This window comes from Streptomyces sp. NPDC058620, from assembly GCF_042717135.1.
Lineage (GTDB): Bacteria > Actinomycetota > Actinomycetes > Streptomycetales > Streptomycetaceae > Streptomyces.
The window spans coordinates 154475-169728 of sequence record NZ_JBHXQO010000010.1 but is presented as its reverse complement, the minus strand read 5'-3'; the positions used below and the strand labels follow the sequence as shown (position 1 = coordinate 169728).

Here is a 15254-nt window from a genome sequence, read left to right as displayed (position 1 = left end):
GGGATAGCAGATCGGTGCCCGGGTCAGCCGGAGGGCCGATCCAGGTCCTGGGACCGTACTCCCCAAGGTGGAGACTTGCCTACGTGACGGATGACTGGTGCGGTTGGCGGGAAGCGGCTGAGACCGCTTTGTACGGGGACGAGGGCTTTTACCGGAGACCGGAAGGGCCCGCGGGACATTTCCGCACGTCGGTGCACGCCTCCGCGCTGTTCGCCGCCGCCGTCGCCCGGCTGCTGGCCGGGACCGCGCGGGAACTGGACACGGACGAGGTCTCCCTGGTGGACATGGGCGCGGGGCGGGGCGAGCTGCTGACGGGGGTGCTGGCCGCGGTGCCCGCCGGGTTGAAGGTGCGGGCGTACGCGGTGGAGATCGCCGTGCGCCCGCCCGGCCTCGATCCGCGGATCGAGTGGTGCGCCGAGCCTCCGCAGGGGGTCAGCGGGCTGCTCTTCGCCAACGAGTGGCTGGACAACGTCCCCACGGACATCGCGGAGGCCGACGCCGACGGGTTGGCGCGCCAAGTCCTCGTCCGGCGGGCGGACGGTGCGGAGCGGCTGGGCGACCCGGTGAGCGGCGCGGACGCGGAGTGGCTGCGGCGCTGGTGGCCGCTGACCGGTCCCGGCGACCGCGCGGAGATCGGCCGGCCGCGCGACGAGGCGTGGGCGCGGGCGGTCGCGTCGCTGGCCGGGGGCCTGGCGGTGGCGGTCGACTACGCGCACGTACGGGAGGCGAGGCCGCCGTTCGGAACACTGACCGGTTTCCGGGCGGGCCGCGAGGTGCGTCCGGTGCCGGACGGCGGCTGCGACCTCACGTCCCATGTGGCGCTGGACGCGTGCGCGGAGGCGGGGAGCGCCGTGTCGGGCGTACCGGCAGAGGTGCGTGACCAGCGTGCGTCGCTCCGGGAGCTGGGCGTGAGCGGTGAGCGGCCGCCGCTCTCCCTGGCGTCGTCCGACCCTGCCGGATACGTCCGGGCGCTCTCCGCGTCGGGCGAGGCGGCGGAGCTCACGGCGCGGGGCGGACTGGGCGATTTCGGCTGGCTGTCGCAGCGGGTGCGGCCGCCGTTCGCCCCCGCCGGCGCCTGACGAGCGGGGTCCTGGGTGATCCCCCGGGCGACCGGGGGATACTGTCCGGCATGACGGAGACGACGGTCGGCATCGGCGGCGCGGCAGAGAGCACCGACATGGTGCTCAACATCGGCCCCCAGCATCCCTCGACCCACGGAGTGCTCCGCCTGCGGCTCGTCCTCGACGGCGAGCGCATCCAGCACGCCGAGCCGGTCATCGGCTATATGCACCGGGGCGCCGAGAAGCTGTTCGAGGCCCGCGACTACCGGCAGATCGTGATGCTCGCCAACCGCCACGACTGGCTGTCGGCGTTCTCCAACGAGCTGGGCGTCGTCATGGCCGTCGAGCGCATGCTCGGCATGGAGGTTCCCGAGCGCGCCGTGTGGACGCGGACCCTGCTCGCCGAACTGAACCGGGTCCTGAACCACCTGATGTTCCTCGGTTCCTACCCTCTCGAACTGGGCGGGATCACCCCGATGTTCCACGCGTTCCGGGAGCGCGAGGAACTCCAGGCCGTGATGGAGGAAGTCTCCGGCGGCCGGATGCACTACATGTTCAACCGGGTCGGCGGGCTCAAGGAGGACCTTCCCGCGGGCTGGCTCGGCCGCGCGCGGGACGCGATCGCCTCGGTCCGGTCCCGGATGGACGTGTACGACAAGCTGGTGCTGGGCAACGAGATCTTCCGGGCCCGTACCCGCGGGGTGGGTGTGCTCTCCGCCGAGGCCGTACACGCGTACGGGGTGTCCGGGCCGATCGCCCGCGCCTCCGGGGTCGACTTCGACCTGCGGCGCGACGAGCCGTATCTCGCGTACGGAGAGCTTCAGAACACGCTCAAGGTCGTCACAGCCACCGAGGGCGACTGCCTGGCACGGTTCGAGTGCCTGCTGGGTCAGTCGCACAACGCGCTCGATCTCGCGGATGCCTGCCTGGACCGGATGGCCGACCTGGCGCCGGGGCCGATCAACCAGCGGCTGCCCAAGGTGCTGAAGGCGCCCGAGGGCCACACCTACGCGTGGACCGAGAACCCGCTCGGCATCAACGGCTACTACCTGGTGTCCAGGGGCGAGAAGACCCCGTACCGGCTGAAGCTCCGCTCCGCCTCGTTCAACAACATCCAGGCCCTCACCGAGCTGCTGCCCGGCACCCTGGTCGCCGACATGGTGGCCATCCTGGGCTCGCTCTTCTTCGTCGTCGGCGACATCGACAAGTAGCCGCCCCGCGGGAGCTCCCCGCGGGGCGGGCTTCTACGAGGAGATGGCGCTGCGCAGCCCGGCGACGTCCAGCTGCTCGGTCTCGTCGTGCGCGGTGAGGTCGATGACCTTGCCCACGGCCCGGTTCTCCGCCGCGCCCGTCCGGTGGGCGGCGAGGGCTTCCTCGCCCACCACGTCGGCCAGGTCCTCGTTCTGCACGGCCTCGATCGCGGCGTTCGTCTTCTGCGTACCGAAGAAGTCGAAGCTGCCCTGCGGGACGAGGTGCCGGCGCGCGGCCGCGTACGGAACGACGGCCGAAGCCGCCGGGATCGGGCGCGGCGCGGGCACGGGCCGGGGTACGGGCGAGAGCTGCGGGGCAGGCGGGGCGGCCGACGGGCGGCGGTGCTGGTGATCGCCCGCCCCGGCGGCCGCCGCGTGCTTCCCCTTCGGGCCGTCCGCCTCCGCGTCCCGGGTCCGGGCCCGCTCCGCGAGGTCGCGCTGCCTGGCCTGCTCGGCGGTGCGGCGCGCCTCCTGGAGTGCGGCGTTGCGTGTGAGGTCCCGCAGCGCCTGGGCGGCACGGAGGTACGCGGCAGGGGTGGGCGTGGAACGGGCGGCGGGCAACTCCCGGGGCGCGGAGCCCACTTCGAGCGCCAGCTGCCTGCGGCCCTCCAGCGCGGTGGCCCGCTCGGTCTCGGCGTTCGCGTACCGGCGCAGCAGCGCGGCGTGTTCGCCCCGCAGACCGGCGAGCTCCACGCGCTTGCGGCGCAGCTTCGTCTCCAGCCGGGTGCGCAGTTCCCTCGATTCCTCGAGGTCGGCCTCGAGCTCGGCTATGCGCTCCTCGGTCTTCCACTCGTCGCTGGCGCGGGCGCGCGTCAGTTCCGCGACGCGCAGTCCCGCGGCCCGGTCCCAGCTGCGCATCAGATACGCGCCGGAGAGAGCGGCTGCCGCGGTGGCGGCCACCAGACCGCGCAGGGCGAGAGGCTCGGCGAGCAGCCAGGCGCCGGCGGCACAGACGACCGACACTCCGGCCACCAGGGAAGGCGGCAGGATTCTGTGCAGGGGTGGCGAATGGCGGTGACGTCCACGTGGCATGGCTCGAAATTTACCGTGCGTACGGGTTACTTGGGAGACCGCCCGGCAATCTGTTCCCCGCCGGTTACCTGACGGCCTCCCCAAGCACCCGAATCATCGCTCTCTACTTCTTGAGCAAGCCTTTCGCCCGGAGATACTCCTTGGCCACATCGGCGGGCTTGGCGCGCTCGGCGTCGACCTTGCGGTTCAGTTCCGCGAGGTCCTGCGTGGTGAGTGCCCCGGTGAGCTTCCCGAGCGCATCGGCAATGTCCTGGGCGCCGGCGTCCTTGGCATTGAGCACCGGCAGGACGTTGTCGGCGTTCTGGAGCTTCTTGTCGTCCTCCAGGAACACCAGGCCGTAACTGTCCAGCACCGCGTCGGTGGTGGTCGTCAGGACGAGCTGGTCCTTGCCGTCCTTGACGGCCTGCTTCGACTGCGGAGTGCCGACACCCTTGGGGTCGATACCGATGACATCAATCCCGTACGTCTTCTTCAGCCCCGGTGCGCAGAACGGCCGGACCTCGCACTCGTCACCGGCGGCGATCTTCACCTTGATCTTCGACCTGCCGAGGTCCGAAAGAGTGCTGAGCTTGTTCTTCTCGGCGAATTCCTTCGTCACGGCGAAGGCGTTCTGGTCGACGGCGTCGCCCGGCGGGAGCACCTTCAGGCCGAGCGGAGTGGCGAGCTTCTCCAGGGCGGCGACCGTGGCGGCGGCATCTCCGGAGGCGACGGGCTTCTTCTCCGCCTCGCTCGCCCCGTTCACCTTGGCGTTGAGGAATTCGGCGATCGTCGCCGCGTATTCCGGTACGACGTCGATCTCACCCTTCTCCAGGGAGGGTTCGTACAGCTCACGGTTCTTCACGGTGGTGATCGAGGTGCTGTATCCGGCGTCGCCGAGAATCTGTGCGTACAGCTCGGCGAGCACCTTGGACTCGGTGAACGAAGCGGCACCCACGACGAGCGAGCCCTTCTTGGAGCCCGAGCCCGACGCGGTGCCCGAACCGCTCTTCTCCTTCTCAAGGCTGCCGCCGCACGCGGCGAGCGACCCGGCCAGCGCGACCGTTCCGATGACCGCACCCGCTATGCGCGAGGTCCTGCTCATGATGTTCTCCGTCCACAGCGAAAAGGTGACAAACAGCTGCACCGCGTCAGGCGCTCCGCCGGCGGCGCAGGGGGGACAGCAGCCGGTCCAGCGCCATCAGCGTCCCCTCGACCACCAGGGCGAGCCCGGCGACCAGCACCGCGCCCGCGAAGACCTGCGCGGTGTCGTACGTGTTGAATCCGGCGGTGATGATCCGGCCCAGGCCGCCCAGTCCGACCATCGCCGCGATGGAGGCGGTGGCCACCACCTGGACGGCGGCGGAGCGGAGCCCGGTCATGATCAGGGGGTAGGCGAGCGGGAGCTCGACCCGTGCGAAGAGCTGCGGGCCGGACATCCCCATGCCTCTGGCCGCCTCGACGACCGAGCGGTCGACCTCCGTCATCCCGACGTAGGCGTTGGTGAGGAGCGGCGGCACCGCGAACAGCACCAGCGCGATGATCGTGGGCCAGTAGCCGGAGTTGCGCAGCGGCGTGAGCATGAAGAGGGCCAGCACCGCGAAGACCGGCACGGCGCGCCCCACGTTGGAGATGTTGACCGCGAGCGCACCCCCCTTGCCCAGGTGTCCCAGATACAGCGCGAGCGGCAGGGCGATCGCGCAGGCCAGTGCGAGCGCCACCCCGCTGACGTACAGATGCTCAGCGAGCCGGTGCGCCGCCCCGCCCTCCCCGGACCAGTTGGACCCGGTGATGAGCCAGGTCCAGGCGTCGCCGATGACTCCCACGGGTCAGCCCGCCTCCACCTTCGCGACCAGGGCCCCGCCCCTGGGGCCTGTCGTCGCGCGTATTCGGGTCCAGGGCGTGAGCAGTCGCTGCACGCCGAGCAGCAGCAGGTCGGCGGCGACCGCGAGCAGTACGCAGAGCACCGAAGCGGTCAGCACCTGGGCCTTGAAGAGGCTCGGCAGCGCGTCCTCGATGAGATTGCCGAGACCGCCCTTGCCGACGAGCGAGCCCACGGTAGTCAGCGCGACCGTCGACACCGTGGCTATCCGCAGACCGGCCATCAAGGCGGGAAGCGCGAGGGGCAGTTCGACCTCCCACAACAGCCGCGCCGGGCCGTATCCCAGGCCCTTCGCGGCGTCCTTCGCCTCCTGGGGCACCGCTTCCAGGCCCGCCAGGATGTTCCGTACGAGAATGGTCAGCGAGTAGAGCACCAGGCCGGTGACGACCAGGGCCGCCGACAGTCCGAACAGCGGCAGCAGCAGCGAGAACATCGCCAGCGACGGCACGGTGTACAGCACCGTCGTCAGCCCCAGCACCGGTCCCGCGAAGTGCCGGCCGCGGCGGGCCAGGAGCGCCAGCGGAAAGGCCACGGCCAGCCCGATCAGCACCGATACAGCGGTGATCCAGATGTGCTGGACGGTCGCATCGGTCAACTCCTGGCTGCGGGAACGCAGATACTCGCCGCAGATCCAGTCGTTCGCCACGAGGCAGTTCTCTCCGGCCACCCGTCCCACCCCCCTGATTCACCGTCGCGCTTCTCGTACCGAACTGATGTCTGGCGACCCTATCCTCGACCACTGACAATCGCCGAGGCCGTCGCATTCCGGCAACACGGCCTTCACAGAACGCGCGTCACAATGGGGAACCATGATCCGTTTCGAGCACGTCACCAAGCGGTACGCCGACGGCACCACCGCCGTCGACGACCTTTCCTTCGAGGTCGGCGAGGGTGAACTGGTCACGCTCGTCGGACCTTCCGGCTGCGGCAAGACGACCACCATGAAGATGGTGAACCGGCTGATCGAACCGACCGAGGGACGGATATTCCTCGACGGGGACGACATATCCGCCATCGACCCCGTCCAACTCCGGCGCCGCATCGGCTATGTGATCCAGCAGGTCGGCCTCTTCCCGCACCGCACCGTGCTGGAGAACACCGCCACCGTCCCCCATCTCCTCGGCTGGAAACGCGGAAAGGGGCGCGAGCGCGCGGCCGAACTCCTCGATCTCGTCGGACTCGATCCTTCCGTTTATGGTGACCGCTATCCGGAACAACTGTCCGGTGGTCAGCGTCAACGCGTGGGCGTGGCCCGCGCCTTGGCCGCGGACCCGCCCGTACTGCTGATGGACGAACCATTCGGCGCGGTCGACCCCGTCGTACGGGAACGTCTTCAGAACGAATTCCTGAAGCTCCAGGACCAGGTCCGCAAAACCATCCTCTTCGTCACCCACGACATCGAGGAAGCCGTCCGGCTCGGTGACCGGATCGCCGTGTACGGGCAGGGCCGCATCGACCAGTTCGACTCCCCCGCCACCGTCCTCGGCGCCCCCGCGACCCCGTACGTCGCGGACTTCGTCGGCGCCGACCGCGGTCTGAAGCGGCTCTCCGTCACGCCCATCGAGGAGAGCGACCTGGACCAGCCGCCCGTCGTCCACCTCGACGACCCCGTGGCGAAGGCGACCGAGCGGCTGCGGGCCGAGGGCGCGCGCTGGGCCGTGGTGCTCGACGGGGACGACAATCTGCACGGCTGGATTCCGGCGGGCGACGCCGCCTCGGCCGCCTCCTCGGGCACCGTGCGCGAGCACGCCCGCCGAATGGAGGCATGGCTCCCCCTCGGCGCGCCGCTCAAGCAGGCGTTCGCCACGATGCTCCAGCACGACGCGGGCTGGATCGCGGTGATAGACGAGGAGAGCGCAGGACGCTTCCTCGGTGTCCTCACCCCCGCCCGCCTCCACGAGGCTCTGCGCCGCTCGATCGACGCGGACGCCCAGGACGTACCGCGCGCGACGGTCGCGGTGGAGACCGTGGCGAGCGTGACGACGGCGGCCCCGTGACCGCACGGGCGCGCTCCCGCCGCGCCCGGAGCGCACGCACCGTGCGGCGCTACGGGCCTCCCGGCGGGCCTACGCTGGGCGTATGAGTACGTTGCGCGGACGCGGCACGGTGCAGGACCTGCCGGAGTGGGACCGCTGTGCGGTCATGGGGGTCGTCAATGTGACGCCCGACTCCTTCTCCGACGGAGGCCGGTGGTTCGACACCACGGCCGCGATCAAGCACGGCCTCGTGCTGGCCGGCGAGGGCGCCGACCTGATCGATGTCGGCGGCGAGTCGACGCGCCCGGGTGCCAGCCGGGTGGACGAGTCGGAGGAGCTGCGGCGCGTGGTCCCGGTCGTGCGGGGCCTGGCCTCCGAGGGGGTCACGGTCTCCGTCGACACCATGCGGGCCCGCGTCGCCGAGCAGGCCGTCGCCGCCGGCGCGGCGCTCGTCAACGACGTGAGCGGCGGCCTCGCCGACCCGGACATGGTCCCGGTCGTCGCCGCCGCGGACATCCCGTTCGTCGTCATGCACTGGCGCGGCTTCAGCGAGTCCATGAACAGCAGGGCCGTGTACGACGACGTCGTCGCCGAAGTCGTCGCGGAACTGCGCACACGCATGGAAGCCGTGATCGCGGGCGGAGTGTCCCCCAAACGGATCGTGATCGATCCCGGTCTCGGATTCGCCAAGGACGCCTCCCACGACCTCTCGCTCGTCGCCCACCTCGACGAGCTGCGCACTCTGGGCCGCCCGCTGCTCGTGGCCGCCTCCCGCAAGCGGTTCCTCGGCCACGTCCTGGCGGGCGAGGGCGCCGCCCCACCGCCCGCCCGCGAGCGCGACGCCGCGACGGCCGCGATCTCCGCCCTGTCCGCCCAGGCGGGCGCGTGGGCGGTACGGGTGCACGAGGTAAGGGCCACCGCCGACGCCGTACGGGTCGCCCGCGCCATCGAGGGAGCGGCGTGAGCGGGCCGCGCGACGAGCACGCGGAGGCGGCCGCCGACATCGAGGCCGTGGAGCAGGCCAACACCGCCTTCTACGAGGCGATGGAGCGCGGTGACTTCGACACGCTCTCCGGCCTCTGGCTGCCCGGCGAGGACCTCACGATCTCCTGCGTCCACCCCGGGTGGCCGGTGCTCACCGGGCGCGGCGAGGTGCTGCGCAGCTACGCGCTGATCATGGCGAACACGGAGTACATCCAGTTCTTCCTGACCGATGTCGGCGTCTCCATGACCGGCGACACGGCCCTCGTGACCTGCACCGAGAACATCCTCAGCGGCGGCCCGGCCGAGGAGGGCAACGCGCTCGGACCGCTCGTCGGCCAGCTCGTCGTCGCGACCAACGTGTTCCGCCGCACTTCCGATGGCTGGAAGCTGTGGTCCCACCACGGTTCGCCGGTACTGGCCGAAACCGGTGAGCAAGAGGACGAGGACACACCCTCCTGAGTGGGTACGCCTTCGTTATGGGTTGGGTTCCCGGGCCCCGGGGTATGGGCGGCTACCAACCCTCCGGGGTCCTGTCCAGAGCCCCGCGGGCGAGCGCTGTCGGTGCTCGCAGGTAGATTCGGAAGAGGGCACTTCGCCGCCCGCACGCAGCCGGGTGTCCCTACGACCAACAACAGCAGGAGTGATTCGCGTGGATCGTGTCGCGCTGCGCGGCCTCAAGGCCCGTGGGCACCATGGTGTGTTTCCCAAGGAGCGGGAAGAGGGCCAGACGTTCATCGTCGACCTGGTGCTCGGTCTGGACACCCGTCCCGCGGCGGCCACCGATGACCTGACGAAGACCGTGCACTACGGCGTGGTCGCGGAGGAGGTCGTCGACGTGGTCAAGGGCGAGCCGGTCGATCTGATCGAGACCCTCGCGGAACGCATCGCCCAGCAGTGCCTCAAGCACGAGGGCGTCCAGGAGGTCGAGGTGGTCGTCCACAAACCGGACGCCCCGATCACCGTCCCGTTCGATGACGTGACCATCACCATCACCCGGAGCCGAGCATGACTGCATTTTCCACCGAGGGGCAGAGCGACCCGACCGTACAGCCGGTTCCCGCCGCCGTGGTCGAGCAGGTGGATGCCGCGGACATCACGCTTTCCAACCCCAAACGGGCCGTGATCTCCCTGGGCTCCAACCTCGGCAACCGCCTGGAGACCCTCCAGGGCGCCATCGACGCGCTGGAAGACACCCCCGGCCTCCGGGTCAAGGCGGTCTCCCCGGTGTACGAGACGGAGCCCTGGGGCGTCGCTCCCGGCTCCCAGCCCTCGTACTTCAACGCGGTGATCGTCGTGAAGACGACACTGCCCCCGTCCTCCCTGCTGGAGCGCGGCCAGGCCATCGAGGAAGCCTTCGACCGGGTCCGCGAGGAGCGCTGGGGTCCGCGCACCATCGACGTCGACATCGTCGCGTACGCCGATGTGGTCTCCGACGACCCGCAGCTCACCCTGCCTCACCCCCGTGCCCGTGAGCGCGCCTTCGTGCTCGCCCCCTGGCGCGACGTGGACCCCGAGGCCGAGCTGCCGGGCGCCGGTGCGGTCGCCGACCTGCTCACCGGAATCGGGGAAGCCGGCGTCCTCGCCCGGGCCGACCTGGAACTCCGTCTGCCCGAGTAGTCGTTAGGCTCGACGAACACCCATACAGGCAATCCACGGACATCCGGCGGCGAAGGGCGGCTCTCTCGGTGAAGCAACTACGGCTCGGGGTACTGGCCGGACTCTTCGCCGCCGCCGGCGTGCTGTCCTGGGGTGCGGCCCGTCTATGGGACTCCCTGGGGACCCTGCCGAGCGTCCCTCTCGCGGCCCCGGTGGTCCTGGCGGCCATCGCCGTGGTCCTGCTCGCGACGGCACTCTCCATCCGCACCCGTCTGCGGGCCCAGCGGGAGCGACGGCCGGGCGCGAAGGGCGTCGAGCCGCTGATGGCGGCCCGCGCGGTCGTCTTCGGCCAGGCCAGCGCCCTCGTCACCGCTCTGGTCGCCGGCATGTACGGCGGCACGGGCGTCTTCCTGCTCGGCTCGCTCGACATCCCGCCCCGCCGCGAACAGGCCATCTACGCCGGCTTCGCGGTTCTGGCGGGCATCGCGGTCATCGCCGCCGCCCTGTTCCTGGAGCGCGTCTGCAAGCTCCCGGAGGACAAGGACGACGGCGACCGGAGCGCGGCGTCCGCCTAGGCGGACGCCTCTCGGACGGCGTCAGCGGGCCATGATGAGGCTCATGGCCTCGGCACGCGTAGCGGGATCACGGAGCTGGCCGCGGACGGCCGAGGTGATCGTCTTCGCGCCCGGCTTGCGGATGCCCCGCATCGACATGCACATGTGCTCGCACTCGATCACGACGATGACCCCCCGCGGCTCCAGGATCTCCATCAGCGAGTCGGCGATCTGCGTGGTCAGCCGCTCCTGGACCTGCGGACGCCTCGCGTAGACGTCGACCAGCCGGGCCAGCTTCGAGAGCCCGGTGATCTTGCCGGTGGTCGCCGGGATGTAGCCGACGTGCGCGACACCCCTGAACGGCACCAGGTGGTGCTCACATGTGCTGAACACCTCGATGTCCTTCACCAGCACCATCTCGTCGTGGCCGATATCGAACGTCGTCGTCAGGACGTCCTCGGGCTCCTGGTACAGCCCGGCGAATATCTCCTTGTACGCACGCGCCACCCGGCCCGGCGTCTCGCGCAGGCCCTCACGGTCCGGGTCCTCCCCGACCGCGATGAGCAGTTCGCGCACGGCGGCCTCGGCCCGCTTCTCGTCGAACTCACCGATCGTGCCTTCGCCGTCCAGCGTCACCGGGTCGGTCATCTGTCCTCGTTCCTCGTGCTGTCGCGTGTGCGTGCTCGCGCAAACCTCGCAGGCATACGAAAAGCCGCGCCCCCACAGGCTAAAACCTGGGGGGCGCGGCATCCATTCCGGGCCCGGCGGGGCCCTCGTGACGGGGGACACACCGGTGTCGGTACGGGGTCTAGCTCTCCGGACGCTCCTCGGGAATCGACTCCGTCGCCGGGGCGATGTCCTTCGGGGCGATCTCCGCCGGGGTGGCCGAACCATTGGCGGTGGTGACGCCGTTGGTGAGGGCCAGCTCCTTGGGAGAGAGGACCGGCGGCCGCGTCGACGGCGTGCGTCGCGAGGAACCGGTCCAGGCCGGGCGGGCCGGACGCTTGACGATCGGGGCGAAGATCTCGGCGATCTGCTCCTTGCCGAGGGTCTCCTTCTCGAGGAGTTCGAGGACCAGGGCGTCGAGGATGTCGCGGTTCTCGACGAGAATTTCCCACGCCTCGTTGTGCGCGGTCTCGATGAGCTTCTTGACCTCTTCGTCGACCAGCGCGGCGACCTCTTCCGAGTAGTCGCGCTGGTGGCCCATCTCGCGGCCGACGAACGGCTCGGTGTTGTCGCCACCGAACTTGATCGCGCCGAGCCGCTCCGTCATGCCGTACTGCGTGACCATCGCGCGGGCCGTCGCACTGGCCTTCTCGATGTCGTTCGCAGCGCCGGTGGTCGGGTCGTGGAAGACCAGCTCCTCGGCCGCGCGCCCGCCCAGCATGTACGCGAGCTGGTCGAGCATCTCGTTGCGCGTCGTGGAGTACTTGTCCTCTTCCGGGAGCACCATCGTGTAACCGAGGGCGCGGCCGCGGGAGAGGATCGTGATCTTGTGGACCGGGTCCGACTGGGGGGAAGCCGCCGCGACCAGGGCGTGTCCGCCCTCGTGGTACGCGGTGATCTTCTTTTCCTTCTCGGACATGATCCGGGTCCGCTTCTGCGGACCCGCCACGACGCGGTCGATGGCCTCGTCGAGCATGGCGTTGTCGATCAGCTTCCGGTTGCTGCGCGCCGTGAGGAGCGCCGCTTCGTTCAGCACGTTCGCCAAGTCGGCACCGGTGAAGCCGGGGGTACGGCGGGCGACGGCGTTGAGATCGACGTCGTCCGTTACCGGCTTGCCCTTCTTGTGCACCTTCAGGATTTCGAGACGGCCCAGCATGTCGGGACGGTCGACCGCGATCTGCCGGTCGAAGCGTCCCGGGCGCAGCAGCGCCGGGTCGAGGATGTCCGGCCGGTTCGTGGCGGCGATCAGGATCACGCCGCCCTTCACGTCGAAGCCGTCCATCTCGACGAGCAGCTGGTTGAGTGTCTGCTCGCGCTCGTCGTGACCGCCGCCCATGCCGGCACCGCGGTGGCGGCCGACAGCGTCGATCTCGTCGACGAAGACGATCGCCGGAGCGTTCGCCTTGGCCTGCTCGAAGAGGTCACGCACTCGGGAGGCACCGACACCGACGAACATCTCGACGAAGTCGGAACCGGAGATCGAGTAGAACGGGACGCCCGCCTCGCCGGCGACCGCGCGGGCCAGCAGCGTCTTGCCCGTACCGGGAGGCCCGTACAGCAGGACGCCCTTGGGGATCTTGGCGCCGACGGCCTGGAACTTCGCCGGCTCCTGGAGGAACTCCTTGATCTCGTGGAGCTCCTCGACGGCCTCGTCCGACCCCGCCACGTCGGCGAACGTCGTCTTCGGCGTGTCCTTGGTGATCAGCTTCGCCTTGGACTTGCCGAACTGCATGACCTTGGAACCGCCGCCCTGCATCTGATTCATCAGAAACAGGAAGACGACCACGATCAGAACGAACGGCAGCAGCGAGAGGAGGATCGAGACGAACGGGGACTGCTTCGACGGCGAGACGGTGTAACCCTTCTCGATGTCACCGCTCTCGAACTTCTGCTGCAGGGTGTCCGCCAGCTCGACGCCCTGGTTGCCGATGTAGCTCGCCTGGAACTTGCTGCCGGACTCGCCTTCGAGCTTCTGGCCGTCCTTCAGCTCAATCTTGAGAATCTGTTCGTCACCAGTGGTGAGCTTGGCCTGCTCCACCTGGTTCTTACTGATCGCCTGGATCACTTCGCCGGTGTCTACCGTCTTGTAGCCGCCCGACGAGCCGACGACCTGCATCAACACGACCACGGCGAGGACGGCCAGCACGATCCACATGACCGGCCCACGGAAGTATCGCTTCACGTCCATCCATACGGAGCGAAGTCGCCCCGTCCCTCCTGCCCGTAGGTAAATGCTGCTGTGAGAAAAGACTGTTCTTCGGACGGTACCCCAGCATTGTCACCCGCGACCGCCGGGGACGTCTGACAAATCCCGCCTTCGAAGCTCCAACGGCGGGAAGCCGTTCAGGGTTCCCCGCCGCCCTGCCGGGTTGGGCGGGCGGCCGGGCAGGGCGGGCGGCCGGGCGTCAGCCGCCGTAGACGTGCGGGGCCAGGGTGCCGACGAAGGGGAGGTTGCGGTACTTCTCCGCGTAGTCCAGCCCGTAGCCGACGACGAACTCGTTGGGGATGTCGAAGCCGATCCACTTCACGTCGATGGCGACCTTTGCGGCATCCGGCTTGCGCAGCAGGGTGCAGACCTCCAGCGACGCGGGTTCGCGCGAACCCAGGTTGGACAGCAGCCAGGACAGCGTCAGGCCGGAGTCGATGATGTCCTCGACGATCAGGACGTGCTTGCCCTTGATGTCGGTGTCCAGGTCCTTGAGGATGCGGACGACCCCGGAGGACTGGGTGCCCGCGCCGTACGAGGAGACGGCCATCCAGTCCATGGTGACGGGGGTGGACAGGGCGCGTGCCAGGTCCGCCATGACCATCACCGCGCCCTTGAGGACGCCGACGATGAGCAGGTCCCTGCCCGCGTACTCCGCGTCGATCTTCGCGGCCAGCTCGACGAGCTTCGCGTCGATCTCTTCCTTGGTGAGGAGCACCGACTGAAGGTCGGTACCCATGTCCTTCTCGTTCACCCGCGTCTCTTTCTTAGCCTGCCGCCCCGGAGTGGTGCCCCGGGCCGGCCGGCCGTTTCGCCTGCACTTCAGCCGCTTGCGCTACAGCTCTGCCGAATGACCAGTCTGCCACCCTGCCGCTGGGCTTCGACGCGGCCCGGCAGGTTGATGGCGCGCTGGCCGCGCCATCCGGTGATGAGACGGTCGACTTCCTCGATGTGACGGGCGAACAGCGAACCGGCGGGGGCTCCGGCCTCGATCAGCGCCCGGCGCAGCACCCTGCGGCGCACGGCGGGCGGCAGGACGTGGAGCTTGGCGCACTCCAGCTGCCCCGCGTCGTCGCGTACGGAACGGTCGGCCTCGGCGGCCCAGGTGTCGAGGGCGTCGGCATCGTCGCGGGAGAGCTGGGCCGTACGGGCGAGGGCCTCGACGACCCCCTTGCCGAGGGCCTTCTCCAGAGCGGGCAGGCCCTCGTGGCGGAGCCGGGAGCGGGTGTAGGCCGGGTCGATGTTGTGCGGGTCGTCCCAGACGGGCAGCGACTGGACCATGCATGCCTTGCGGACGGTCTGCCGGTCGAGCTGGAGGAAGGGGCGCCGGTAGCGTCCGGCGGGGCCGGAGGCCGCGGCCATCCCGGACAGCGAGCGGATGCCCGAGCCGCGGGCGAGACCGAGCAGGACGGTTTCCGCCTGGTCGTCGCGGGTGTGGCCGAGCAGGACTGCGGCAGCGCCGTGGCGCTCGGCCGCCGCGTCCAGGGCCGCGTAGCGCGCGTCTCGGGCAGCGGCTTCGGGGCCGCCCTCGCGGCCGACGTGCACGGCGACCGCTTCGACCGGGTCGAGGTCCATGGCGCCGAGCCGGCTGACGACCTCGGCGGCGCGCAGGGCCGACCCCGGCTGGAGGTTGTGGTCGACGGTGATTCCGCCCGCCCGGACGGCGAGCTTGCGGGACTCGAAGGCGAGGGCGGAGGCGAGCGCCATGGAATCGGCTCCGCCGGAGCATGCCACGAGCACGAGTGGGGTATCGGGCCGTCCGGGAAGTGTGGCGCGCTGCGTGCCGGCGCCGGCTTCGGCGAACTCGGCGCGGCCGGTCTTGTCGGTGTGGCGGTCGTATTCGGTGAGTACGTCGTGGAGTACGCGGCGAACCGCCAGGCGTATCGCCGCGACCGCAGGATGGGGACCCATGTCCGGTGCCCTTCGTGAAGTTTTTCGGGGGGGGGTGCCTCGAAGGGACAGAACGTGAGTCCCGTCACTCAGAGTGCGTCGATGGTGACAGAGCCAAGCTGTTCATCGAGCATTGCACGCCTTCCCATGCCCCTATGGTCCCTCGGATGGGTGATTGGAG

General features: G+C 69.9%; 16 protein-coding genes. 8 read left to right on the top strand and 8 right to left on the bottom strand.

The window, feature by feature from the left end; all coding sequences use genetic code 11:
- Positions 1-83 precede the first annotated feature (83 nt).
- The gene (locus ACFWSK_RS13685) at positions 84-1079 is read left to right on the top strand and encodes an SAM-dependent methyltransferase (protein WP_383784483.1); all 996 of its coding nucleotides are present in this window, start codon (positions 84-86) and stop codon (positions 1077-1079) included.
- Between the two features lie 50 nt (positions 1080-1129).
- The gene (locus tag ACFWSK_RS13680; RefSeq protein WP_383784480.1) at positions 1130-2272 is read left to right on the top strand and encodes an NADH-quinone oxidoreductase subunit D; all 1143 of its coding nucleotides are present in this window, start codon (positions 1130-1132) and stop codon (positions 2270-2272) included.
- Between the two features lie 33 nt (positions 2273-2305).
- On the opposite strand, the gene ACFWSK_RS13675 is transcribed toward ACFWSK_RS13680, so the two are convergent.
- The 4 genes from ACFWSK_RS13675 to ACFWSK_RS13660 all read right to left on the bottom strand — a co-directional run bounded on the left by ACFWSK_RS13675 (position 2306) and on the right by ACFWSK_RS13660 (position 5868).
- Positions 2306-3343, bottom strand: a complete 1038-nt coding sequence (locus tag ACFWSK_RS13675; protein WP_383784477.1) for a hypothetical protein — start codon at positions 3341-3343, stop codon at positions 2306-2308.
- 103 nt (positions 3344-3446) lie between these two features.
- Entirely contained in the window at positions 3447-4424 is a 978-nt protein-coding gene (locus ACFWSK_RS13670) for an ABC transporter substrate-binding protein (RefSeq protein WP_383784474.1), read from the bottom strand.
- A gap of 46 nt (positions 4425-4470) precedes the next feature.
- A complete protein-coding gene (locus ACFWSK_RS13665) occupies positions 4471-5145 on the bottom strand; it encodes an ABC transporter permease (protein WP_383784471.1) in 675 nt (224 codons plus the stop codon).
- A gap of 3 nt (positions 5146-5148) precedes the next feature.
- Positions 5149-5868 (bottom strand): ABC transporter permease, encoded by a 720-nt coding sequence (locus tag ACFWSK_RS13660; protein ID WP_383784468.1) that lies wholly within the window; start codon positions 5866-5868, stop codon positions 5149-5151.
- Between the two features lie 142 nt (positions 5869-6010).
- Here ACFWSK_RS13660 and ACFWSK_RS13655 point away from each other — a divergent pair, with 142 nt between their 5' ends.
- From ACFWSK_RS13655 to ACFWSK_RS13630, 6 genes are all read left to right on the top strand, one after another.
- A complete protein-coding gene (locus ACFWSK_RS13655; protein ID WP_383784466.1) occupies positions 6011-7198 on the top strand; it encodes an ABC transporter ATP-binding protein in 1188 nt (395 codons plus the stop codon).
- Positions 7199-7343: 145 nt separating this feature from the next.
- Positions 7344-8141 (top strand): dihydropteroate synthase, encoded by a 798-nt coding sequence (gene folP / locus ACFWSK_RS13650; RefSeq protein ID WP_383784537.1) that lies wholly within the window; start codon positions 7344-7346, stop codon positions 8139-8141.
- On the top strand, positions 8138-8620 hold the full coding sequence (locus ACFWSK_RS13645; RefSeq protein WP_383784463.1) for a nuclear transport factor 2 family protein: 483 nt from the start codon (positions 8138-8140) through the stop codon (positions 8618-8620). The genes folP and ACFWSK_RS13645 overlap by 4 nt, the downstream gene beginning before the upstream one ends.
- 190 nt (positions 8621-8810) lie before the next feature.
- On the top strand, positions 8811-9170 hold the full coding sequence (gene folB, locus ACFWSK_RS13640) for a dihydroneopterin aldolase (protein WP_328910881.1): 360 nt from the start codon (positions 8811-8813) through the stop codon (positions 9168-9170).
- Positions 9167-9778 carry a 2-amino-4-hydroxy-6-hydroxymethyldihydropteridine diphosphokinase gene (gene folK / locus ACFWSK_RS13635; RefSeq protein ID WP_383784461.1) on the top strand — a complete coding sequence of 204 codons (612 nt, stop codon included), beginning with the start codon at positions 9167-9169 and terminating at the stop codon, positions 9776-9778. Before folB ends, folK begins: the two co-directional genes overlap by 4 nt.
- Before the next feature lie 68 nt (positions 9779-9846).
- Entirely contained in the window at positions 9847-10332 is a 486-nt protein-coding gene (locus ACFWSK_RS13630) for a DUF3180 domain-containing protein (protein ID WP_383784458.1), read from the top strand.
- A gap of 21 nt (positions 10333-10353) precedes the next feature.
- On the opposite strand, the gene folE is transcribed toward ACFWSK_RS13630, so the two are convergent.
- From folE to tilS, 4 genes are all read right to left on the bottom strand, one after another.
- Positions 10354-10959, bottom strand: coding sequence for a GTP cyclohydrolase I FolE (gene folE / locus ACFWSK_RS13625; RefSeq protein ID WP_383784456.1), 606 nt, complete (start codon positions 10957-10959; stop codon positions 10354-10356).
- Between the two features lie 160 nt (positions 10960-11119).
- Entirely contained in the window at positions 11120-13165 is a 2046-nt protein-coding gene (gene ftsH / locus ACFWSK_RS13620; RefSeq protein WP_383784453.1) for an ATP-dependent zinc metalloprotease FtsH, read from the bottom strand.
- Positions 13166-13382: 217 nt separating this feature from the next.
- The gene (gene hpt, locus ACFWSK_RS13615) at positions 13383-13922 is read right to left on the bottom strand and encodes a hypoxanthine phosphoribosyltransferase (RefSeq protein WP_069756216.1); all 540 of its coding nucleotides are present in this window, start codon (positions 13920-13922) and stop codon (positions 13383-13385) included.
- Between the two features lie 83 nt (positions 13923-14005).
- Entirely contained in the window at positions 14006-15094 is a 1089-nt protein-coding gene (gene tilS / locus ACFWSK_RS13610) for a tRNA lysidine(34) synthetase TilS (RefSeq protein ID WP_383784452.1), read from the bottom strand.
- Between the last annotated feature and the right edge of the window lie 160 nt (positions 15095-15254).